Annotated in this window: 21 protein-coding genes; 8 read left to right on the top strand and 13 right to left on the bottom strand. The window is 36.8% G+C overall.

Annotated features, from left to right (window positions below; all coding sequences use genetic code 11):
* Positions 1-15 precede the first annotated feature (15 nt).
* Positions 16-651 (top strand): hypothetical protein, encoded by a 636-nt coding sequence (locus ACZZZW_RS12995; protein WP_463493890.1) that lies wholly within the window; start codon positions 16-18, stop codon positions 649-651.
* A 302-nt stretch (positions 652-953) separates the two neighbouring features.
* Positions 954-3,326, top strand: a complete 2,373-nt coding sequence (gene pbpC, locus ACZZZW_RS12990; protein ID WP_463493888.1) for a penicillin-binding protein 1C — start codon at positions 954-956, stop codon at positions 3,324-3,326.
* A 35-nt stretch (positions 3,327-3,361) separates the two neighbouring features.
* Here pbpC and ACZZZW_RS12985 read toward each other — a convergent pair whose 3' ends face one another.
* The gene (locus tag ACZZZW_RS12985; RefSeq protein WP_463493886.1) at positions 3,362-4,054 is read right to left on the bottom strand and encodes a lysoplasmalogenase; all 693 of its coding nucleotides are present in this window, start codon (positions 4,052-4,054) and stop codon (positions 3,362-3,364) included.
* A 267-nt stretch (positions 4,055-4,321) separates the two neighbouring features.
* Between ACZZZW_RS12985 and ACZZZW_RS12980 the strand changes: the two genes are divergently transcribed.
* Entirely contained in the window at positions 4,322-4,672 is a 351-nt protein-coding gene (locus ACZZZW_RS12980) for a hypothetical protein (RefSeq protein WP_463493884.1), read from the top strand.
* Between the two features lie 5 nt (positions 4,673-4,677).
* Here ACZZZW_RS12980 and ACZZZW_RS12975 read toward each other — a convergent pair whose 3' ends face one another.
* Both ACZZZW_RS12975 and ACZZZW_RS12970 read right to left on the bottom strand, forming a co-directional pair.
* On the bottom strand, positions 4,678-5,004 hold the full coding sequence (locus ACZZZW_RS12975; RefSeq protein WP_463497749.1) for a very short patch repair endonuclease: 327 nt from the start codon (positions 5,002-5,004) through the stop codon (positions 4,678-4,680).
* A 12-nt stretch (positions 5,005-5,016) separates the two neighbouring features.
* Positions 5,017-5,178, bottom strand: a complete 162-nt coding sequence (locus tag ACZZZW_RS12970; protein ID WP_463493882.1) for a hypothetical protein — start codon at positions 5,176-5,178, stop codon at positions 5,017-5,019.
* Positions 5,179-5,590: 412 nt separating this feature from the next.
* On the opposite strand from ACZZZW_RS12970, the gene ACZZZW_RS12965 reads away from it, so the two are divergent.
* Positions 5,591-6,319, top strand: coding sequence for a phosphatase PAP2 family protein (locus ACZZZW_RS12965; protein ID WP_463493879.1), 729 nt, complete (start codon positions 5,591-5,593; stop codon positions 6,317-6,319).
* 2 nt (positions 6,320-6,321) lie between these two features.
* On the opposite strand, the gene ACZZZW_RS12960 is transcribed toward ACZZZW_RS12965, so the two are convergent.
* Entirely contained in the window at positions 6,322-6,930 is a 609-nt protein-coding gene (locus tag ACZZZW_RS12960; protein WP_463493878.1) for a Crp/Fnr family transcriptional regulator, read from the bottom strand.
* A gap of 218 nt (positions 6,931-7,148) precedes the next feature.
* Between ACZZZW_RS12960 and ACZZZW_RS12955 the strand changes: the two genes are divergently transcribed.
* A complete protein-coding gene (locus tag ACZZZW_RS12955) occupies positions 7,149-7,814 on the top strand; it encodes an HAD family hydrolase (RefSeq protein ID WP_463493876.1) in 666 nt (221 codons plus the stop codon).
* Positions 7,815-7,887: 73 nt separating this feature from the next.
* Here the strand turns inward: ACZZZW_RS12955 and ACZZZW_RS12950 are convergent, their stop codons facing one another.
* Positions 7,888-9,060: an aldose epimerase family protein gene (locus ACZZZW_RS12950; RefSeq protein ID WP_463493875.1), complete on the bottom strand. Its 1,173-nt coding sequence runs from the start codon at positions 9,058-9,060 to the stop codon at positions 7,888-7,890.
* Between the two features lie 404 nt (positions 9,061-9,464).
* Here ACZZZW_RS12950 and mgrA point away from each other — a divergent pair, with 404 nt between their 5' ends.
* Entirely contained in the window at positions 9,465-10,454 is a 990-nt protein-coding gene (gene mgrA, locus ACZZZW_RS12945) for an L-glyceraldehyde 3-phosphate reductase (RefSeq protein ID WP_463493873.1), read from the top strand.
* Positions 10,455-10,683: 229 nt separating this feature from the next.
* Positions 10,684-11,625: a cation diffusion facilitator family transporter gene (locus ACZZZW_RS12940; RefSeq protein WP_463493872.1), complete on the top strand. Its 942-nt coding sequence runs from the start codon at positions 10,684-10,686 to the stop codon at positions 11,623-11,625.
* Positions 11,626-11,713: 88 nt separating this feature from the next.
* On the opposite strand, the gene ACZZZW_RS12935 is transcribed toward ACZZZW_RS12940, so the two are convergent.
* The 4 genes from ACZZZW_RS12935 to ACZZZW_RS12920 all read right to left on the bottom strand — a co-directional run bounded on the left by ACZZZW_RS12935 (position 11,714) and on the right by ACZZZW_RS12920 (position 15,291).
* Positions 11,714-12,643 (bottom strand): NADP-dependent oxidoreductase, encoded by a 930-nt coding sequence (locus ACZZZW_RS12935; protein WP_463493870.1) that lies wholly within the window; start codon positions 12,641-12,643, stop codon positions 11,714-11,716.
* 10 nt (positions 12,644-12,653) lie between these two features.
* Positions 12,654-12,944 carry an aldehyde dehydrogenase family protein gene (locus ACZZZW_RS12930; protein ID WP_463497746.1) on the bottom strand — a complete coding sequence of 97 codons (291 nt, stop codon included), beginning with the start codon at positions 12,942-12,944 and terminating at the stop codon, positions 12,654-12,656.
* Between the two features lie 34 nt (positions 12,945-12,978).
* Entirely contained in the window at positions 12,979-14,028 is a 1,050-nt protein-coding gene (locus ACZZZW_RS12925; RefSeq protein WP_463493868.1) for an aldehyde dehydrogenase family protein, read from the bottom strand.
* A 93-nt stretch (positions 14,029-14,121) separates the two neighbouring features.
* Positions 14,122-15,291: a DUF3095 domain-containing protein gene (locus tag ACZZZW_RS12920; protein WP_463493866.1), complete on the bottom strand. Its 1,170-nt coding sequence runs from the start codon at positions 15,289-15,291 to the stop codon at positions 14,122-14,124.
* Between the two features lie 159 nt (positions 15,292-15,450).
* Between ACZZZW_RS12920 and ACZZZW_RS12915 the strand changes: the two genes are divergently transcribed.
* Positions 15,451-17,952, top strand: coding sequence for a TonB-dependent receptor domain-containing protein (locus ACZZZW_RS12915; RefSeq protein ID WP_463493864.1), 2,502 nt, complete (start codon positions 15,451-15,453; stop codon positions 17,950-17,952).
* 56 nt (positions 17,953-18,008) lie between these two features.
* Here ACZZZW_RS12915 and ACZZZW_RS12910 read toward each other — a convergent pair whose 3' ends face one another.
* From ACZZZW_RS12910 to ligD, 4 genes are all read right to left on the bottom strand, one after another.
* Positions 18,009-18,503: an RICIN domain-containing protein gene (locus ACZZZW_RS12910; RefSeq protein ID WP_463493862.1), complete on the bottom strand. Its 495-nt coding sequence runs from the start codon at positions 18,501-18,503 to the stop codon at positions 18,009-18,011.
* Positions 18,504-18,541: 38 nt separating this feature from the next.
* Positions 18,542-18,739, bottom strand: coding sequence for a hypothetical protein (locus ACZZZW_RS12905; protein WP_463493860.1), 198 nt, complete (start codon positions 18,737-18,739; stop codon positions 18,542-18,544).
* A 167-nt stretch (positions 18,740-18,906) separates the two neighbouring features.
* Positions 18,907-19,203 (bottom strand): Dabb family protein, encoded by a 297-nt coding sequence (locus ACZZZW_RS12900; RefSeq protein ID WP_055904545.1) that lies wholly within the window; start codon positions 19,201-19,203, stop codon positions 18,907-18,909.
* Positions 19,204-19,250: 47 nt separating this feature from the next.
* Positions 19,251-21,947, bottom strand: a complete 2,697-nt coding sequence (gene ligD, locus ACZZZW_RS12895; protein WP_463493858.1) for a DNA ligase D — start codon at positions 21,945-21,947, stop codon at positions 19,251-19,253.
* Positions 21,948-21,952 lie beyond the last annotated feature (5 nt).

The following is a 21,952-nucleotide window of genomic DNA, read 5'->3' as shown; positions in this document are numbered from 1 at the left end:
ATAGAACTAAGTAAAATGAAAACTATATTTACAATTTTAATTTTTCTTATTCCGTTGTGTTCCATTGCACAAAAAACCGGAATCGTATCAGACATTAATTACCAAATGGGTTATGTTTACCTAAAAGGGGCTTTAAATCCAAAGGTACTTGCAGAAAATGATCTGGATTTTAATGTATTGACGTATTTAACTGCTTATTTAAATAAGCAAAACGTTCAAAATGAACAATTTGAAAATTTCGATTTTAAAGAACTTGAATATTTTGATAGGCGATATAAATACAAAAAAATGGTTGCTTATGCAGAAGAGTTCTGCATTAAAAATAACCTGGATCAAATTATAATAATTAGAAAAAAAAATTCTTATAAAATGGCAGACCCAAGGCAAATGTTTTATGGCTTTCATCATGATTTTGGTATTGCAACATTGAGTATGTATGATAAGCGACCGATATTGTTCTATAACTTTTCAATAATTAGGTATTTGAAAGGAAGCAGTGATTTTAAAGTAGTTCTAACAAATAGTTACAAAAATCAAAAATTTGATGATGTGGTTTTTGATAAAGAAAATTATAAACTAATAAATGATAAAGTTTTAACATATTTTCAGCCAGTTTTTGAAGCATTGTTAAATAAAGCACTTGATAAATAATTTGATTGAATATTATTTAAGGCCCGCATTGATCATATCCATAAAACCCAAGCGAACAAATACTTATCTATTCCACATTGCGCTATTTTATAAAAATAAATAAATGGCTTATCGAGAAGTTAGATGAGTGTTTATAATTAAAATCAATAGGTTAAATTGGCTGACCATGACTTAAAAGAATAATAACCGCGGCATAAAATAAAAACAGAAGCCTTGGTCCATGTCTCCACTGACCGAAATCTAACTAGTTTAAACCTCGTAGGTTTTAGGAACCTTCTAGCTTGCAACAGAAAAAATCAAAAATGATCAAAACTCCAAAAGCATTCCTCATTTCCGATCTCATTTGTTTTGCTTTGCTTTTGGCATTTCTGTTTTCACTGCCTTCTAAACTATTCAAAACTCCAACTTCCTACGTAATTGAAGCCAGCAATGGTAATTTACTTAGTGCTGCAATTGCAAGCGATGGGCAGTGGCGATTTCCGGTTGCAGATAGCGTACCCATAAAATTTAAGGATTGTATTATCGCTTTCGAAGATAAGCGGTTCTACAACCACTTCGGCATTGATTTTTTGGCCATGAGCAGGGCAATGCGGCAAAACTGGAATGCGAAGAGTGTGGTAAGTGGAGGAAGTACATTAACCATGCAGGTAATCCGCTTGTCGCGGAAAAAAAACCGAACAGTTTGGCAAAAATTAGTAGAGGTAATTTTAGCCATTCGATTGGAAACAACTTATTCTAAAGAAGAAATAATTGGTTTATATGCTGCAAATGCACCATTTGGAAGCAATGTGGTTGGATTAGAAGCAGCAAGCTGGCGATATTACGGCCGCAATGCAAAAACGCTTTCATGGGGGGAAATGGCAACGTTGGCCGTTCTCCCAAACAGTCCGTCGTTGGTGCATCCAGGTAAAAACGCCACACGATTGATAAAAAAAAGGAACGATCTATTGGATAAACTCGCTCAATTAAAATATATTGATCAGGCAACCGCCAATTTATCTAAATTAGAACCTGTTCCAGGCAAACCTATGCCCTTACCCCAAAATGCACCGCACTTATTAAATCGATTCAAGGCCGAAAAAGCAAGTTTAGCGCACTTTTCAACTAAAATCACCTCCACTTTGGATGAAAATATCCAACTTAAGGTTAATGCCATTTTAAAAAGGTACAATAACCGCTATCGCGCAAACGATATCAACAATATATCCGCCTTGGTACTTGATGCAAAAACGGGAGAGGTAGTAAGTTACGTAGGAAATATTTATCAACCGGAAAATGCCGACTTGCAAAGCCATGTTGATATGATTAAAGCGCCACGTAGTCCTGGGAGTACCTTAAAGCCGTTATTATATGCAAGTATGATGAATGACGGCTTTATTTTACCACACACTTTAATTCCAGATATCCCGACTCAAATTGCAGGTTATTCACCTCAAAACTATGATCTGGGATATGATGGAGCTATTGCTGCAGACAAAGCATTAAGCCGCTCATTAAATATCCCTGCAGTAAAAATGTTGCAACAATACAAATATGAACGTTTTTACGATAAGTTAAAAAAACTTGGAATAAGCACTTTAAATCAACCTGCAGATCATTACGGCTTATCATTAATATTAGGCGGCAGTGAAGTTACAATGTGGGATCTTGCCAATACCTATATGGGTATGGTGCGCACGCTAAATCATTTTAACACTTATAAAGGACTTTACAATACCGAAGATTACAAACCAGCCACCTATTTTAAAAGGAATGAAAAAGCAGAAAAAGATTATCAACGCAATTCCTTTTTAGATCATGGTTCGATATGGGCAACCTTTAATGCGATGGAGGAGGTTATGCGTCCTGGAGATGAAGGCTTATGGGAACAATTTTCTTCCTCGCAAAGAGTAGCCTGGAAAACAGGAACCAGTTTCGGCTTTCGTGATGCCTGGGCGGTAGGGTTGACACCCAATTATGTAGTGTGCGTATGGGTAGGAAATGCCGATGGCGAAGGCAGGCCAGGCTTGGTAGGCATTGAAGCTGCTGCACCCGTTTTATTCGATATTTTTAGATTGTTACCGAACGGAAAATGGTTTGAAACACCAGTAACCAAACTCAAAAAAACTAAAATTTGCAAACAAAGTGGTTATAAAGCTGGCGAATATTGCACAAACGTTAATGAAGAAATGGTTCCATCTGCGGGAGAAAAAACGACGGTTTGTCCTTATCATAAGTTAGTTCATCTGGATCAATCAGGAAGTTACAGGGTTACCGATCAATGTGAAAGTGTTACCAATATGCAACACAAAAGCTGGTTTATTTTACCGCCCGCGATGGAATATTATTATAAAATAAAAAATAGCGATTACAAAAACCTTCCGCCTTTTAAAGAAGGGTGCAATACCGTGGGAGGAAACAGTGTAATGGAAGTAATATACCCTAAAAATAACGCTATTGTATATATTCCTATTGAACTGGATGGCACCAGAGGAAAAATTGTATTAAACGCAGCACATCGGAATTCGAGTTCGAAAATTTACTGGCATATTGATAATGAATATGTAGCTACAACAACAAATTTTCATCAATTGGCCATTAGTCCGGCACCAGGTAAACATACTTTAACTTTAGTGGATGAAAATGGGGAAAGGTTGGTACAGGTTTTTACAGTTTTAGATAAGGAGAAGAAATAATTAATATCATGACTTTATATCACCTACACGATAAATTAAATTTCGGTTCTGGTAACCACAAGTTGCCGGGATATTGTTCCATAAACAATTAAATACTGCGCAATCATATAACTGGCCATAATTAAAGCCCCGCTTTGTGGAATGGGTTGCGCAAATTTATTTACCGCTAATGCACTATCTGATAACAGGAAAAACAGTGCCCCGTATAAAATCAGTTTAAAGCTAAAAATATTCACTTTTCCGTAACGGTTAACAGCCATAAGCACCATGATGCAGATGATAATTGCATACATTAATACCGGAAATTGCATTGCCCCAAGCTTTGGCTGCAAATAGAAAAACAAACCTGAGCAAAATATTGCAAATGCCCCAACAGCCCATAAAAAATATGGTGTTTTATGACTTGGATTGGATTTATGATCAAGCGTAAAAGCCCTGATGTAAAAGATATGGCAAACTAGAAAAGCAATAAGTCCGTAAACGAAAAAACTCGGTTTACCATTTTGCAGCATGAGCAAAATATCTCCCACCAATGCAAAGATTAATCCCGTAAAAATTCTTTTATGAAAACGGCCTTTAAGATTTGTACTCAAGAAAAGCCAAACCAAAAGCACTATTGCAATGAGCGGTTTTGAAAAATTACGCAGATCAATATTATTGGCATATTCTGCATATAACTGAATTACAAACACTAAGAAAAATATAAAAGAAAATAGCTTGGTTTTCATCAGAATTAGGGTTTGCCTTTTGCAAATTAAAGAAGCAAATTACGGATATTAACTGAATAGCGACAAAAATTACTTCGTATCATTTACAAATTTACTAAAACCAAAATCTACCTAAAACGCATTAAATCGAAAATAATAGAATTCACTAAATTAAAGGTTGACATAATCCTTCACACATGGTATTTCTACCCGTTTTTTTATAACACTTGATTTATATTAAATTCACCTTACCTTTGTTAAACCATTTTCATTAAAATTATCCCATTTATGAAAAAATTATCTCTCCTTTTTTTGCTTTGTGGCGTAGCATTTTACGCAAAAAGCCAAACCTTAGTGTTGGCTAAAGATGCTGCTGATTATTTAGGTAAAAATGTAACCATTTGCGATTCTGTGTACAGCACAAAAGCCCTGGATAAACTAACCCTGATTAATTTGGGTGGTGCCTTTCCAAAAGAACTGATTACTGTTGTGGTAAATAAAGAAGATATCGGCAAATTCCCTTCTGAGCCTTCAACAATGTTTATGGGAAATAAAATTTGTGTAACCGGAATTGTAAGCGAGTTTAAAGGAAAAAAACAGATTGTGGTAACTGATCCGAAACAGATTATAGTGAAATAGCTTTATTAACCATCAAAACGAGGTATGATGGCTGTTTTGGCAGCCTCAACATAAAGTAAAACCTGATTAACGCAACTGGCCAGTTTCTTTTCTATATCGTGCTCCCAAAACCGCATTACAGTATAACCTTTCGCATTTAGCTGATGGTTAATTTGTTGATCTCTTTGCATATTCCGCTCAATTTTTGGAATCCAAAATTTTGAATTTGTTTTTAAAGCAGTTTTCTTTTCTTCCCAATTGTATCCGTGCCAAAAATCTCCATCTACAAATATGGCCAACCGGTATTTATTGATGATGAGATCAGGCTTGCCAGGAATATTTTTCGGATGAATTCTGAAACGGATTCACTTTGCCCAAAGTGCTTTTCTCAGTTTTAACTCGGGCAAACTATTTTTCGCCTTAATCTTGGCCATATTACTACTCCTTTTGGATGTAGTATAAAAACCAGCGCGCTCTTCAAAGCGTGGTATTTTAATCGATTCCTCAGGATATGGTTTTGATTCCATATTTAAGAAACCCCTCAAAAAAGCAAATTGTTTAACAAAAATATTTGGCTAAAAAAAAGAGAAATCTAATCAACCTAGGCCCCTCCTAGTTTTTAGGAGGTAGGCTTGGCTGGAGCGTTAATACAAAGCTATTATTTTAGGAAAAATGTCGATTTTGGTGCCTCTTCAGTCGGCAGGAAATTAATCCTGCCGACCTCGTAAGCATAGATATCCTTATTATCTACTGTGAAGATTAGAATTCCTTTCCATATTTCATAACAGGTTATACAGACAGGTGTATTTCCTTGATGAATAGTTTTATTTCCTTGATGAATATTTTTGCAGACTGTATTTTTTATTCTACTTGATAACCAATAAATAAATCAAAAAAGATGAACATTCCGTATGCTGTACTCGATAAATTATATAGATTATGCTGGATGATGAGGGATTTTCATCTTTAAAAAATCTATATTATGTATCATTTAGTTTAAAATTCATAGTTTTGGTTTTCGATCTGCCTATGCCCACTTTTTTAAAACGCAATACACTTATTGTAGCCTTGATTATTCTAATAGCTGCATTCACTTTTTTAAGTATTTTTATCGCAAACCATCCTATTTTAGCTTTCGACATTAAAATTTCCTTATTTATTCAGCAATTTCATGCAGATTGGCTGGATAAGGTAATGCTGGCCATTAGTTTTTTTGGCGAACTTCCCTATTCTTTGCTTTCAGTTTTAATTGTAGCTGGTATATTCTACTGGAAAAAATACAAACGTGAAGGCATGTTTATATCTACTGTTTTACTTTCAGGACTAATTATCCTGGGCATTAAAAATATAATTAACCGCCCCCGCCCTACTGCATTTTATGTTCGGTTAGTGGAAGTAAACCGTTTTCAAAGTTATCCAAGCGGACACGTGCTTTCGTACACACTCTTTTTCGGATTTTTGATAATCATCATGAACACAGCTAAAAACATTCCTAAAGTGACTAAAAATGTGGTTACCTACCTATCAGCGTTTCTGGTTTTTGCCATTGCTCCATCACGGATTTACCTTGGTGCACATTGGTTTACAGATACTGTAGGAGGCTTTTTATTGGGATTAATCTGTCTTTTTCCGCTATGTTATTTTTATTTCAACAAGAAAAAAGCATAACATTACTTTTCTTTTTCGGGTTTGTTTTTCTTCCTGATTCTACTCAGGGTTTCGATCCGCATGCCAAGATAACTGGCCAAAAACTTGAGTGGAACCCTCGATTTTATTGTGGGATGCCCAACATTAAATTGCTTATAACGGGCTTCGGCAGAAGGAATACGCGACAGGATGGAACGTTCCTGAGACTGGTGAAAATGTATCGCCAACAATTTACGGGCTAAAATATTGGTTTCAGGGAATTCAACATAAATCTCGTCGATAAAACGATAAGGAAGTATCAGCAACTCTGAATCTTCCAATGCCTGATATTGTTCTTTGTAAGTTGCAACGACTGTACCCGGATTTCGGATACTTCCGATTAAATGATTTTCGGCCGTTAACCATGCAGTAATATCTTTGCCTTCATCAACAATAAAGCCTCTTACCAAGCCCTTTAAAATAAAAAAAAGACAATCTCCCTCAATATCATTTACACAAGGGAGGATTTCATTTTTACGGACAGAGATTTTAAATGTTTCAGCTTTTGCACGGTCGACAATTTCTTTGCTAAGCGGCTGCAATCCATTTAGATAACTAATTAAAAGATCACTTTCATGATTGGCAGCAGTCATAACATTATGTCCCAATTGGTAATAAGATGCAAGCTATTACTTGTATACGGGATTTCCAAATATCAAAACGAATGCAACCGCCTAAAAATTACTGTTGTGGAGAATTAATTTTGTACTTCAGACCTAATTTCAATTAGAAAAACAGATTATTTGTTAAATTTTAACATGATAACCATGTTTTGACAAAATCATAAAAAAAATCTGATAGTTTTGTTGTCATGACTAATAATAAACCGAAAGCTTTTCTTTTCGATCTTAATGGCACCATGATTAACGACATGGCTTTTCACAATCATGCATGGCATAACATTCTTACCCAGGATTTAGGTGCAAGTATCAGCTTTGATGCTGTTAAAAAGCAGATGTATGGAAAAAATCAGGATCTTTTGGAACGCGTTTTTGGGGTTGGTCATTTCTCACAGGAACAAATTGATCAGATTTCTATCGAAAAAGAGCACAGGTACCAGGCAGCTTACAAAAAGCACTTAACCTTAATTGCAGGTTTGGGCGATTTTTTGGAAAAGGCAAAACAATCAGGTATCCAAATGGCAATTGGTTCAGCGGCTATACCTTTCAACATTGATTTTGTGTTGGATAACTTAAATATCCGTTCGTATTTTAAAACGATTGTAAGTGCTGAAGATGTAGTAATCAGTAAACCCGACCCTGAAACTTTTACTAAAGGAGCAGAAATTTTAGGTATAAGTGCTGATGAATGTATTGTATTTGAAGATGCACCAAAAGGTGTAGAAGCGGCACAAAATGCAGGGATGAGATGTGTAGCATTAACTACCATGCATACCAAAGAAGAATTTGGTGCTTATAATAATATTATCGCTTTTATAGAAGATTATACTGATCCTATATTGCAGGATCTTTTTTAAAAAATACGGCCCGTATTGCTACAGGCCGCATACTCATGTTATCATCATTGAGATGTAGGGATCGCCAAAACGATTATTTGGTAAATTTGTAAATCGAGCTTGTTTTATATACCTGCCCGGGTTTTAAAACGGTAGACGGGAATGCTGGTTGATTTGGAGAATCTGGAAAATGTTGGGTTTCCATCGCAATAGCTGTTCTGAAATCATCTTTAGCACCTGTTTTAAAAGTGTTTTTGCTTTGCATAAAGTTTCCGCTATAAAACTGTAAACCAGGTTCTTGTGTATAAATATCCATTACAATTCCCGATTTATCTCCTTTAACCGTAGCTGCATGAAACATGCCCATTGCCTTTGTTTTATTCAGTACATAATTATGATCGTAACCTTTTCCGAAAGTTAATTGCTCATTTTTATCGTTTATGCGTGCGCCAATAGCAGTTGCTTTAGTAAAATCGAAGGGCGTTCCTGCAACTTTTTCAATTTTGCCGGTAGGAATCAAGGTCGAATCAACAGGAGTATATTCATCCGCATAGATTTGTACCTCGTGATTTAAAATTTCACCGCTTCCATCGCCATTTAAATTAAAAAAGGCATGGTTTGTTAAATTTACAACCGTGGTTTTATCTGTTTTAGCTTCATAATCCATTTTCAATTCATTGTCATCAGTAAGTGTATAAGTAACCTTAACATCTAAATTACCAGGAAAATTTTCGTCGCCATCTTTTGATAAATAGTGAAGCACCAAAGTATTTGCATTGGGTTGTGTAGCATCCCAAACCACGTATTGAAAGCCTTTTTTGCCGCCATGGAGCGTATTTTGTCCATTATTGGTAAACAATAAATATGTTTTCCCTTCAAGCGTAAATTTACCTTTAGCTATTCGGTTGCCATACCTTCCAATTGTTGCTCCAAAATAGGGTTCTGTTGATTTTTCGTAATCGTTTACACTTTTAAAACCCACCACTACATCTACCAGCTTTCCATCTTTATTTGGCACCAGTAAACTAACTATGCGCCCACCATAATTGGTAAAAACAGCTTCAGCATTATTTTTATTTTTTAAGGTATAAAGGGCAGTTTGCTTACCATCAATTTCTTTTTTAAAGGAATCTGCAACAAGTTTTACAACTGCGGCAGAGTCGCTTTTTAAACTATCAGTTGATGAAGATTTTTTTGTTTCAGATTGGCAAGATGCAAATCCAATTGCAGCCAGAACGCCGAAGCCCGCTAATGATTTTAATTTCATAAAATGGAATACTTGGTTTAGAATTATTTAAGTTTTTAAATATAAGTATATCACTTAACTTTACAAATAAAACGATTTAGAAGATTCAAAATGCACATAGTAAAGAATAATTTACTTTAACCACTTCAATGAGACGATTTGTAGAATTAGTGATCACAAAACGTAGAAACAATAAATTTACTTATAAGTTTCACTATCATTCTTTATCCCTTCATTAAATTTTAACATCTTTTCGTAGTTATAAAGCCGGTTATTGGTTCGGCAAGAAACAGGCGCACATTAAGTCGAAAACCCCTCCCGATTAAGAATTTCGCAAATCACCACTGTTTAAGACATAAATTTTATGGCATTTTTAATTAAAATTCGCTTAAACTGATTATTATTGTGGCAATCAAATCCCAAATATGAATCAAAAAATTTCAACAGACCGTTACGATAAAATGCTTTATCGCCGTTGCGGAAACAGTGGCATCAAATTGCCAGCTATATCTTTGGGCTTATGGCATAATTTCGGATATGTAAACGTTTTTGAAAATAGCAAGAATTTAATCTATACTGCTTTTAACAATGGAATTACCCATTTCGATTTAGCCAATAATTATGGTCCGCCTCCAGGTTCTGCTGAAGAAGTTTTCGGAAAAATTTTACACGAAGATTTTAAAGGGTATCGTGATGAAATGATTATCTCAAGTAAAGCTGGTTATACCATGTGGGATGGCCCTTATGGAGACTGGGGATCAAAAAAATATCTGGTTTCGAGCCTGGATCAAAGCTTAAAACGCATGAAATTGGATTATGTTGATATTTTTTATCACCATCGCCCCGATCCAGAAACACCACTTGAAGAAACCATGGGCGCATTAAGTTTAATGGTTCAGCAAGGAAAAGCGCTTTATGTGGGTATTTCAAATTACAGAGCCGATGAAGCTGCAAAAGCAATTAAAATTTTAAAAGATAATGGCACACCCTGTTTAATCCACCAGCCAAAATATTCGATGTTTGAACGCTGGGTAGAGGATGGTTTATTAGCTGTTTTGGCAGATAATGGTGTAGGTTGTATCCCATTTTCTCCTTTGGCGCAAGGGCTGCTTACCGATAAGTATATGCATGGTATCCCTGCTGATTCGAGAGTAGCAACCAGTGGTGTGTTTTTGAAAGAAAGTAACCTAACACCCGAAAAACTGGAAGTAATTGGCAAGTTGAATGAGGTAGCAAAGTCGAGAGGACAAAAATTAGCACATATGGCTTTATCTTGGATATTGAAAGACAATCGCATTACGACTGTGTTGATAGGTGCCAGCAAGCCAGAACAAATTACAGATTCAATTAAAGCTTTAGATAACATAGTATTTAGTGCTGCTGAAATACAGCTGATTAATGAAATATTAAGTTAGAAGCACCCTAAATTAAACCCATTGACAGGCAATTGGCAATGGATGATTCGGTAGAGCGTTTTTATTTACAAGCATGGAGCAATCTTAAAGCGCACACGGGTTGTGATTTTAAGATTGCTTTTTTGCCAAAAAAGCCTTTACGAGATAACGATTTTGCTAAACGTTTCGATTTAAAACCAAATCTCATAAAAATCGTTTAAGAAATAAATCCTTTACATTTCTTAAATTTATGGCAAGAGCCAACAATTCTATTTATAGTGCCTTAGCGGCCAATTTATTAATTGCAGTTACCAAATTTATTGCAGGCGCTTTTACCAATAGCTCATCAATGATTGCCGAAGGCATCCACTCTACTGTTGATACGAGCAACCAATTATTATTGCTTTATGGTTTAAAAAGAAGCGTTAAACCACCAGATAAATCCCGCCCATTTGGTTACGGGAAAGAATTGTATTTCTGGTCGTTCATTGTTTCCATCATGATTTTTGGACTTGGTGGCGTAGTATCTATTTCTCAGGGCATTTCACATATACGCCATCCCGAAACATTGGGCAACCCTACGTGGAATTATGTGGTATTGGGTTTGTCGTTTATTTTCGAAGGTGCTTCACTGATCGTGGCCATGAAAGAATTTGACAAAACCCGGAAAGGTTTACCGTGGTGGAAAGCCATTATTAAAAGTAAAGATCCATCGGGTTTTTTGGTACTGTTTGAAGATGGTGCAGCCGTATTGGGCTTATTAATTGTATTTATTTTCATGGTGCTTAGCCATAACCTCAATATGCCATTTTTAGATGGATTAGCTTCTGTTTTGGTTGGCACACTACTGATTTTTGTTTCATTTATCCTGGCAAGAGAAAGCAGGAGTTTGCTGATGGGTGAAGGATTAACAACCGAAACGCAACAGAAGATTAAAGAGTTGGTAGAAAATGATGGTGATGTAATAACTGTTACCAGTATCCTTTCCCAATATCAATCACCAAAAGAGGTGTTATTGGTGCTCATTCTTACCTTTAAAGCGGATTTAAATACAACAGATTTAACCAATGCTATCGATCGGTTGAGGGATAGAATTAAATCAGAGTATACTATTATCAAATTTGTGATCATTCAGCCACAATCTGCAAATGTAGTAGAGCGGGATGTTAGCAAAGATATCTACCTGGAGTAAAACAGCTCAATTGGTATGCAATAAACACACCAATTGAACCATTTAAATTTATTTTGATGTAGTGTTGAATAAACCCCAAAATTTTGAGTTAAATCACCTGCAAAACAATTTTTCCACGGGTATGGCCCTGTTCACTTTCGGTTTGGGCCTGCCTTGCACTGGTAAAAGGTAAAACTTTCTCTATAATGGGTTTAACCTTCCCTGAATCGATCAATGCTGCAATTTCTGCCAATTGAGCTGGGATAGATTGTGCCATAAAGCCCGTTAAATGTAGCTTTTTCGCTTTAGCCTCTGCAGTAAATTCGGGCATTAAAGTGGTAATTACCCGCCCGCCCTCTTTAAGGATATTCAAAGATTTTAACTGTGTATCTCCACCTATGGTATCCAGTACAAGATCAACATCGCTTAAAATAGATTCAAAATCTTCCATTTTATAATCAATCACTTCATCGGCACCCAAACGTTTTAAAAAATCTATGTTTGCGCTTGAGGCGGTGCCGATTACATGTGCACCTTTCCATTTGGCAAATTGAACGGCATATGTGCCAACTCCACCAGCCGCTGCGTGAATCAGCACTTTTTGCCCCGCTTTTAACAATCCATGATCAAAAAGTCCTTGCCATGCCGTTAAACCAGCCAAGGGTACCGCTGCTGCTTCTGTATGCCCAATGCTTGAAGGCTTAAAACCAATAATATTCGATTTTACCACAATATATTCGGCATAAGCGCCATTTTTTGTTGGGTCGGGCCTGCCGTAAACCTCATCGCCTTTTCTAAAACCGCTTACTTTATTACCGATTTCTTCTATCGTTCCGGAAACATCCCAGCCCAATGTAAGTGGTAATTTTGAAGGAAATTTTTCTTTCCGTAGTCCTTCCCTTATTTTCCAATCTACTGGATTTACACTTGTAGCATGTACTTTAATCAATACTTCATCTGCCGCAGGTTGGGGTACCGGTATTTCATCAATTGATAAAACCTCGGGGCCGCCATGCTCATGGATTCTTATCGCTTTCATATGTATTCAATTATTTAATATAAACGGTTTTAATATTTACAAATTCATGGATGCCAAACATTCCCAATTCGCGACCATAACCAGATTGGTTAATGCCACCAAAAGGCAAAGCCGGATCAGATTTCACTCCCTCATTTACGAAACAAGAACCAGCGGCCAGTTTGTTCCTGGCAATATCTTCTGCCAGTTCCAAATTTTCTGTAAAAACAGCTGCACCCAATCCGAAATTGGTATCATTTGCAATATTGATGGCATCTTCAGTATCTTTTGCAGTGATAACAGCAGCTACAGGCCCGAATATCTCTTCATGATAAGCCAGTACGCCCTTTGTAACGTCAACTAACTATTGTTGGCTGGTAATAAGCATGTTTGCCATCCATTTTTGGAATTTCACCACCTAAAATGCATTTTGCGCCTTGTTCAATGCTTTTCAAAACTTGTTGATGCAATTCATCCCGCAGCTCTGCTCGAGCCATTGGTCCCAAATCATTTTCCTCCTTTAAAGGGTCGCCAGTTGTTTTACTTTCCATTTCTGTTTTAAACAGTTGTGTGAATTTTTCGGCAACAGATTTTACCACAATGAATCTTTTGGCCGCAATACAACTTTGGCCGTTATTGATTAACCTGGCATTAGCGCATATTTTGGCTGCTTTTTCTAGGTCAGCATCTGCTAAAATGAGGTAAGGGTCGCTCCCACCTAGTTCTAAAACAGTTTTTTTAATTAATTGCCCGGCCTGTTCGGCTACTTTTTGTCCAGCTTCGGTACTTCCCGTTAGGGTAACTGCTTTGATGTATGGATTTTCGATTACTTTCGGTATGGCTTTGCTGCTGCAAACCAGTGTCTTAAATACATTGGCTGGAAAACCTGCATCTACAATTACTTTTTCAATCTCGATTGCGCAGCCGGTAACGCCCGAAGAATGTTTTAAAACGCCGCAATTGCCGGCCATTAACGCAGGGGCTAAAAAACGGAACACTTGCCAAAAAGGAAAATTCCAGGGCATAATGGCCAGCACTACCCCAATGGGTTGAAAACTGACATAACTTTTGGCTGCACTTGTTTTAACTACCTGATCGGAAAGGGATTCATCACCATTTTTAGCATAATATTCACAAACCGATGCACATTTAAGTACCTCAGCTACACCATCTTTTAATGGTTTTCCCATTTCTAAGGCCATAAGTTCGGCCAGGTGGTTTTTACGCTCAATTAATAGTTTAGATACCTGCAAGAGTGAATTGCCGCGACTTTTAAAGTCTGTATCTTTATATTTTAGCCAGGATTGATGAACCTGCTCTATTTTCTGACTGATTGATTCTTCCGAATCTTCCTGATAGGTTTTAATGATTGCCCCATTTACAGGGTTTACCGATGAAATGCTCATTTGATAACAACAAATAAGCATTTGAGATTGTGTTTTTTATTTGAATATTCCCGCTATATGGAATGATTGATCTTAGGCGGGTTTTTTAAAAATCTACTCATTTACGACTAATTTATCCTTTATTTTTTGTTTCAACACACTGGCGGCCTGCGTATAACCTCCCTCAGCACCATCAACAAAATGAATGTGATCATCATCTAAATCCCTAACATAGCACGACATAATCGATTCGCCACTTACATAAAGGGCATATAAAATGCGGCCATCTTTTTCAATTTTATCCAATTCTTTCTGCAAAGCCAAACGCTGTTTTTCTGTTCCGGTAATCACCGTGTTAATTCTTCCGTCAATTACCAATGTATCCGACATTTCTACCAGTTGTTTCAGGTAATTTTTACCGCTTTCGGTTCTAAAGTAGATGTAGCCATAAACATTGATGAACCAGGATTTAATCAATTCGAAAATTTTAACCTTACCTAAACGGTGTTTCATCTCTTTACCCAAACTATTAAAGCTGGTTCTAAAAATAAGTTTCGATACAGAAATTGGCTGACGTTTTTCTGCGGTACCATAAATCTGATCGAGATGACGAATAACTTTACTAAACACTTCTGCTTGTTCAGCAAATTTTTGTGCAATTACGATAAGTGTTACCACCTCTTCACTATTTTCGGGTGGTTCAATTTTGTCCCAGCGGCATTGCATACCGCTTAAATCTATTTCATCGCTTGATGGATCATGGCCAGATAACAGGTAATCATCTCCCTTGATAATTTGCTCTGCATAGGCAAGTCCATCGCCTAAAACAATGGGAATGGAAAGTGTTCCTGAATTGCTGTATCTGCTGATTTTAAGTTGATGGCCTTTATGGTATATTTTTTCTACTGCAACAATTCCGGCTCTTAAATCAAGATTAAAATTTTGCAGGGTGTTTTCCTGGTATTTTAACAACGATTTCATTACCTCAGCTACCATACTGGCCGGAACAATAAATGTGGCTCCATCCCCACCGAAGAAAAAAGGAACAAGAATATTGGCCTTAAAAGCAATGTTGAGCACTGTAACAATACTTCCTGTAGCAATTAAATTTACGGTTTCGTGCAGCCCCGAATTAACAGCCACGGTTGAACTTTTTATATCGGTAATAATTACATGCCAATCTTCAGGTATTTCCTTGAACAAGTTATTTTTTAGCAATAACTGCGATAAAGGAATTTTATTTACAGCAAGATTTGAATAAAAATGGTCTTGATTACTTGGCATAATTCGATATAGAACATTCTAATATACGCATTCCATCACACAGCGTATTTTTCAAGACAGGCTAATGTTTAAATCTTATTTAGAATAAATAAAAATAATTTTGATAATCCGCTTCAAAAATAGTTCCTTTGCGCCAACTAAGAATTAATCTAAATAAAAATGGATAGAAAATTTACCTTCTTTTTAAATTTTATAGCCTTGTTTCTGTTCTTCGCAGTAACTACAATGGCACAACCTAAAAACGGATCGGTTTCCGGTACCATTAAAACAAGTGATGGCAATCCGGCCGGATATGTAAGTGTTGGATTAAAAAACACAAACAAAACTACTCAAACTGATGAAAAAGGTAATTTTACCATCAAAAATATAGCTCCGGGCACTTACACCATTAAAACATCAGCTATTGGAATAGCTGCGCAAGAAAAATCAATCACCATTACAGCTGGCCAAAACGTAAATGCTGATTTTACCATTGCCGAATCTTCTTCACAATTAAATGAGGTAGCCATTAACGGTTACAAAACACCCAACAGAAAGCCGGTAAACCTGGGTAAAATAGCAATTGCACCAATGGATTTACCACAAGCCGTACAGATTATCGGAAACCAGGTGATTACCGATATACAAGCCAACCGCTTAAGCGATGTGCTTAAAAATGTAAACGGGGTTGCTTTTGGTGAAAACCGTGGTTCAGTGAGTGGCGAAACTTTTTTTGCCCGCGGTTATAGTTTAGGTGCAAACAACGTATTTAAAAATGGCTCTCGTGCAACCAGTGGTGGCATGCCCGAAACCAGTACATTAGAATCGGTTGAGGTTTTAAAAGGAAGCGCAGCATTGCTTTATGGTGGTGTAAGCGGTGGAGCAGTAGTTAATTTGGTAACAAAAAAACCAAAATTTGAATATGGTGGCGAAGTTTCCATGCGTGCAGGGAGCTACGACATGTATAAACCTACAGGAGATATTTATGGCCCGATTACCAAAAATTTAGCTTTCAGGGTAATAGGCACTTATGAAGATGCGGCAAGTTTTAGAAACAGCGTAAATTCTAACCGGATTTATGTTAATCCATCTTTACTTTATAAAATAAGCGATAAAACAGACATCTTATTACAAGGCGACTATTTAAAGAGCAATATGACACCCGATTTTGGTATAGGAACGGTTGAAAATCAGATTGCAGATATAGGCCGAAAAGCTTTCGTAAATGCGCCATGGGCATACAATAAAACAAACACAGTTACTTCGCAGCTAAACATAAACCATAGATTTAATGATAATTGGAAGCTGAACATACTGGCCAACTTACAATCGTACAACCGTAATTATTTTAGTGCTGAACGCCCGTTTGCAGATACTAAAGTAGCTACAAATCCGCTTCCTTATGGCTTTGCTGCCCGTAATGTAACCCGCTCTAAAACGAAAGAGTTTACTTACAATGAGCAGATAAACTTAAATGGTTATTTTAAAACAGGAAACATTACCCATACTTTATTGGTTGGTGCAGATGCTGATCAATCGCGTACTACAAGTGGTGGGTTTACATTCAACAATAACTTAACCAGTTTTAATTATGGTAATGTAAACTTACTTGATCCTTCCACTTATTTCGGTTCAGGAATTGAGCCTACAGTAAATACAATTTCGGAAGTATTTGCTCCATTATACCGCATGGGAGCTTTTGTACAGGATTTAGTTTCAATAACTGATCAGTTTAAAGTACTTGCTGGTGTACGCTATACTTTCCAAAAAACACCAAGAACGGTTACAACAACTTTAGCAACAGGTGTACAAACTTTAAGCGTAAACAGCTTAAATAATTCTAAAGTTGAAAGTGCTTTCACTCCAAAATTTGGTTTAATTTATCAACCATTAAAAACTACGTCTATTTATGCCAGTTATTCGAGCAATTTTGTTCAAAATACCGGAACGGATATTAATTTGGCCCCTTTAGATCCATCAACTTTGCAGCAATATGAGGCTGGTGTTAAAAACGATCTGTTTAAAGGCAGGTTATCGGTTAATTTAACCTGGTACAGGATTGCCAATGATAAATTTGCACAGCAAGCGTTAATTAATGCTCAAGGCGCACCAAATGGTGATACAAACATCAAAGAACTTAACGGAAAATCATTAAGTGATGGTTTGGAACTTGATATTACCGGTACTATTGTTAAGGGATTGAACTTTATAGCTGGTTATAGCTATAACTTTATCCGCTACACCGAAACCCGGGATAAAACAGTTTTTACCGTACCAGCACCAACACCAGCTAAGCCAAACGATACAAGAACAGTTACATTGGGTGGTGTAGTAGAAGGCCAAAGATTGGTTGGTTCTACCAAAAACACAGCCAACGGTACCTTATTTTATACTTTCCAGGAAGGAAGTGTTAAAGGTTTAAAACTAGGTGCTTCAGCTTATTACACAGGTGCACGTAATGGTGGCTATAACGACACAAAAATACAAGCATACAGCAGGTTAATTCCGTTAAGTGCTTTTACCACTTTTGATTTATCTGCCGGTTACAACTGGAGAAAAATTTCATTGTTGGCAAAGATTTCTAACATTACCAACGAGCTAAACTATTTTGTGCATGAAAACTACAGCGTGAATCCAATTCCACCACGCCAGTTTATGACAACTTTATCTTATAAATTTTAAGCATTGCAAACAATTAAAAAAAGCTTCAGATCTAAAGATTTGAAGCTTTTTTAGTTTTACATGGTGGGAGATTGTGCATAGATCGTCCATTGCTGGTTTTTTGTATTTGATTTTTTCGCCAAAATAATGGCAGAATTGCTTTTCCCTTCTTTATCTTCAGGTGTGAGGTACAGCTCAGTTCCCTTAAGCTTAATCAGGTAACTATCTTTTCCGGCAGGCTCAAATTCATATTGCTGCTTATTATTTCCTGAAGCTAAAGGCTGTTCTTCCAAAGCAATATCAGCTTGCTTGGGTTGAAAGGTTTTTCCGGTTAATAGATTTTTTAACTTGTAGTTATTTCCTTCTACGTTGATAAAGTTCCAGGTCATACATTTCCAATTTTGCGGATCGTAAGCCACTAAAGGTGTTCCATTTTTCTTGCTGGCATCTTTTACCCTCAGCAATTGCCCGGTTTGAACATTTTTTATGGCGTAATTCCCTTTTATGGTTTGCGCTATACCAGCATAATTAATTAGCAATACAAAACCTATGGCTACAAGATATTTTCTCATAACGCTAATATAATGAATTTGTTAAGCTGAATTGAGGACTAAAGAATAATCAGTATGGTACCTGATTTGAGCAGTTTAAAATAATAATAAAATTCACCATGGCGTTTAATCTTTTCGATTTCACAAACCTTACCTGATTTTCCATATTCATCAGCTAATAAATCGCCTATTCTAATGCTATCCAAGAGATTGACGCTAATAGATGCTCTTTTAATTAATGTAGGGGTTTTTTCCATGAGATTGCCATTTGAAATATTTACGCAATCATAAAGATTTTGGTTTTGAAGGATCACAAATTACTTAGTATTAAGTAACAGGGATACAAATTGGTAGCTTTTGTCAGCAATTATAGCGGAAAATCCTTTAAGCAAAAATGCCTCCGAATAGTTCGGAGGCATGCTATTTAGGCGGCGTCGTAAATAATCACCTTATCAAAATAAACCTTAAATTCATCCAAGAAAGCCTTGTGCAAAGGGTGTACCTGGTAAACATCATGTGCAGCCAGATCGTTAAACAACAACAACAGGCTAAAGGTATAAGTGGTATCTACCACAGCGCGCTCAATTGGTGCAGGTACGCCAATGTGAAAAGTTTTAACAACTTCAATGTTTTCTAATGTTTGTAAGCTATTGCGAAAAGCAACTTTTTGCTCATCTGTGGTATCGGCTTTAAGCCAGAATAAAACGTGGTGTGCGATCATTTTTTAATTTTTTTCAAATATAAGGAAAGCTCTAAAAGATTAATGTTTTATCCGAAAACACTTTTGGCTTTACCAATTGCCTTTTTTAGGTCGATTCCTTTACCCAATACGCCTTTAAATAAATCGCCTTCAACTTTTAAACGGTCGATTGCATTAAAAATATTAAAATCTTTCATTTTCAAACCTGGTTTTACTTCATCCCAGTGCAAAGGCATAGATACCGTAGCTCCGATTTTTGGTCGTAAAGAATATGGGCCTGCAATGGTTGCCCCTGGCCTGTTTTGTAAGAAATCTAAATACATTTTACCTTTACGGGCAGCAATCATTCGTTCAAGCGAAGTAAAATCGGGAATTTGGTTGTGAACAAGGTTAACCACAATCTTGGCAAACATCTGACTTTGATCGTAACTATATTTTGCATTTAAGGGGATATATATGTGCATACCTGTTGAACCTGATGTTTTGCAAAAACTTGGTAGATCCAAGGCATCCAATACCTTTTTGGTTTCGAGTGCTGCCTCTATTACCTGATCAAAGGTATTTTTATCGGGATCCAAATCTATAACACAATAATCTGGGTTATCTGGACTTTGCGCACGGCTAAACCAGGGATTCATTTCGATACATCCTAAACTGGCCATCCACAACAGTGATGCTTCATCTGTGCCAACCAAATATTCTTTTTTCTCTCCATCACTGGTTTCGTACGGAAAGGTTTTAACCCAATCAGGAGCCTTACCTCTTACATCCTTTTGATAAAAGCTTGGTCCATGTATGCCTCCGGGAAAGCGGTTGAGCGACTGCGGCCGGTCTTTTAAATAAGGCATTATATATTCTGCTACCTGATAATAGTAATTAAACATGTCTCTTTTAGTTACCTTATCTTCCGGCCAGTAAATTTTACTCAAGTTGGTAAACTTCAGTTCGTGACCTTTAATTTTTCTTACCTGAGTTTCATCTTTAGGGTTTAAAAGTGTTTTGGGCTGCTTTCCTTTTGGTGGTGTAATTGCTTTAGCATGCTGATTATCGTTTTTATCGTCGGCCACAATTTCGGCGGTTGCTGTTTCTTCCTCGCGGATTACATCTTTGGCTTTTTTATCTTCGCGCATTCCCTGAAAGGAAGGATGACGGAATACACCATCATCAGTAACCTCCGTAAAGGCCACTTCGCATACCAGTTCGGGCTTAAGCCAGGTGGCTTTTGCTTTTGGTGGATTTGGCCTGAAACGTGAAGGTTTATTTACATCGGGAATGCTTTCGAAAGGGGTTTTGTCAACAATAAGGGGTTTAAATTGCTCCATCATTGATTTTTGTAATTTATCAGAAAAACCTGTACCTACCTTACCTACATATTGCAATTTCCCTTTTTCATATACCCCTAACAATAATGAGCTGAATGATTTTGAAGTGTCTTCGTTTTTGGTGAAACCTGCAATTACAACTTCCTGCCGTTTGTGCACCTTAATTTTAAGCCATTCTTTTGATCTTCGATCTGTAGCATAGGTACTATCCGTTTTTTTAGCAATAATCCCTTCTAAGCCCATTTTTTCGGCGGCATGGAAAAAATCAACGCCACTTGCTTTAAAAACTTTCCCTAAACGCACGCGGTCATCATCAGTTGGCAGTACCTCATTTAATACTGCCTGACGTTGGTACAAAGGAAGTTCCATCAGGTTTTTGCCTTCATACCATAAAATATCGAAAACATAAAATACCAGTTCTCCATCGGCCTCACTCCTCCAGTTCTGTAATGAACCAAAATTGGATATGCCTTTATCATTTAATACCAGGATTTCACCATCTATAACGGCATTGATTTTCCAATCTTTAAGCAAATCATAGATTGGATAAAATTTTTCGTTAAAGGATTTATTGTTTCTTGAAAATATGTCGACATTACCTTTATTGATAAACGCCAAAGCGCGGTAACCGTCCCACTTTACCTCATATTGCCAGTTTGGATCATCAAATGGCTCATCAACCAATGTGGCCAACATGGGCTTAATATTTTTTGGAATCGCCGACTTTGTTGCTTTCTTAAGTATTGCCTTTCCATCAACTGTAGCTTCTTCTCCAACCGGCTTGGTTTGTTTGGTGGTATTATGCTCAGTCTTTTTTTTTTCGGGTTTCAATTTCTGCTCTTTTCCTTCCTTCCAAACTTTATCTGATGTTTTCTCCATTTTTTCAATGGTTTTTCCCGAAAGAACAGATTTATCTTCTTTTGTAATATCTTTTGTGGAGGCGTAATCATCTTTATGTTTAATTAGCAACCAGCCGTTTTCGCCCATGCCATGGGTTTTAACAAGAGCAAATTCTCCACGAAGCTTCTCTCCATTCAATTTTATTTTTAATGAGCCATCTTTTAACTGGCCCAAAAGATGCTTTTCTTGTGCTTTTTTACCCTTAATGGCTTCAATTGGCTCATAAGTGCCTTCATCCCATACAATAACAGTTCCGCCGCCATATTCGCCCTGAGGGATAATGCCTTCGAAATCTTTATAATCATAAGGATGGTCTTCTACCATCATGGCTAAACGCTTGTTTTTTGGATCGGTTGATGGGCCTTTTGGTACGGCCCAACTTTTTAATACACCGTCCATTTCGAGTCTGAAATCATAGTGCAAACGGGATGCATCATGTTTTTGAATCACAAAATGTAACTTATTCCGATCATTGCTTTTACCCGATTTAGGCTCGGCAGTTTTAGAGAAATCACGCTTGGCAACATATTTTTCCAGACTCATATTTA

The organism is Pedobacter sp. AC379 (genome assembly GCF_979258145.1).
This window is presented reverse-complemented; position numbering and strand designations above follow the sequence as displayed.

Excerpts from the sequence above, each read along its gene's own strand:
- ACZZZW_RS12995 (WP_463493890.1), top strand. The coding sequence starts at position 16 with ATGAAAACTATATTTACAATTTTAATTTTTCTTATTCCGTTGTGTTCC.
- ACZZZW_RS12925 (WP_463493868.1), bottom strand. The coding sequence starts at position 14,028 with ATGAGCATTTCATCGGTAAACCCTGTAAATGGGGCAATCATTAAAACC.
- ACZZZW_RS12970 (WP_463493882.1), bottom strand. The coding sequence starts at position 5,178 with ATGGAATCAAAACCATATCCTGAGGAATCGATTAAAATACCACGCTTT.
- ACZZZW_RS12985 (WP_463493886.1), bottom strand. The coding sequence starts at position 4,054 with ATGAAAACCAAGCTATTTTCTTTTATATTTTTCTTAGTGTTTGTAATT.
- ACZZZW_RS12900 (WP_055904545.1), bottom strand. The coding sequence starts at position 19,203 with ATGATCGCACACCACGTTTTATTCTGGCTTAAAGCCGATACCACAGAT.
- ligD (WP_463493858.1), bottom strand. The coding sequence starts at position 21,947 with ATGAGTCTGGAAAAATATGTTGCCAAGCGTGATTTCTCTAAAACTGCC.
- ACZZZW_RS12940 (WP_463493872.1), top strand. The coding sequence starts at position 10,684 with ATGGCAAGAGCCAACAATTCTATTTATAGTGCCTTAGCGGCCAATTTA.
- ACZZZW_RS12950 (WP_463493875.1), bottom strand. The coding sequence starts at position 9,060 with ATGAAATTAAAATCATTAGCGGGCTTCGGCGTTCTGGCTGCAATTGGA.
- ACZZZW_RS12935 (WP_463493870.1), bottom strand. The coding sequence starts at position 12,643 with ATGAAAGCGATAAGAATCCATGAGCATGGCGGCCCCGAGGTTTTATCA.
- ACZZZW_RS12980 (WP_463493884.1), top strand. The coding sequence starts at position 4,322 with ATGAAAAAATTATCTCTCCTTTTTTTGCTTTGTGGCGTAGCATTTTAC.
- mgrA (WP_463493873.1), top strand. The coding sequence starts at position 9,465 with ATGAATCAAAAAATTTCAACAGACCGTTACGATAAAATGCTTTATCGC.
- ACZZZW_RS12920 (WP_463493866.1), bottom strand. The coding sequence starts at position 15,291 with ATGCCAAGTAATCAAGACCATTTTTATTCAAATCTTGCTGTAAATAAA.
- ACZZZW_RS12910 (WP_463493862.1), bottom strand. The coding sequence starts at position 18,503 with ATGAGAAAATATCTTGTAGCCATAGGTTTTGTATTGCTAATTAATTAT.
- ACZZZW_RS12955 (WP_463493876.1), top strand. The coding sequence starts at position 7,149 with ATGACTAATAATAAACCGAAAGCTTTTCTTTTCGATCTTAATGGCACC.
- ACZZZW_RS12905 (WP_463493860.1), bottom strand. The coding sequence starts at position 18,739 with ATGGAAAAAACCCCTACATTAATTAAAAGAGCATCTATTAGCGTCAAT.
- ACZZZW_RS12915 (WP_463493864.1), top strand. The coding sequence starts at position 15,451 with ATGGATAGAAAATTTACCTTCTTTTTAAATTTTATAGCCTTGTTTCTG.
- ACZZZW_RS12960 (WP_463493878.1), bottom strand. The coding sequence starts at position 6,930 with ATGACTGCTGCCAATCATGAAAGTGATCTTTTAATTAGTTATCTAAAT.
- ACZZZW_RS12965 (WP_463493879.1), top strand. The coding sequence starts at position 5,591 with ATGCTGGATGATGAGGGATTTTCATCTTTAAAAAATCTATATTATGTA.
- pbpC (WP_463493888.1), top strand. The coding sequence starts at position 954 with ATGATCAAAACTCCAAAAGCATTCCTCATTTCCGATCTCATTTGTTTT.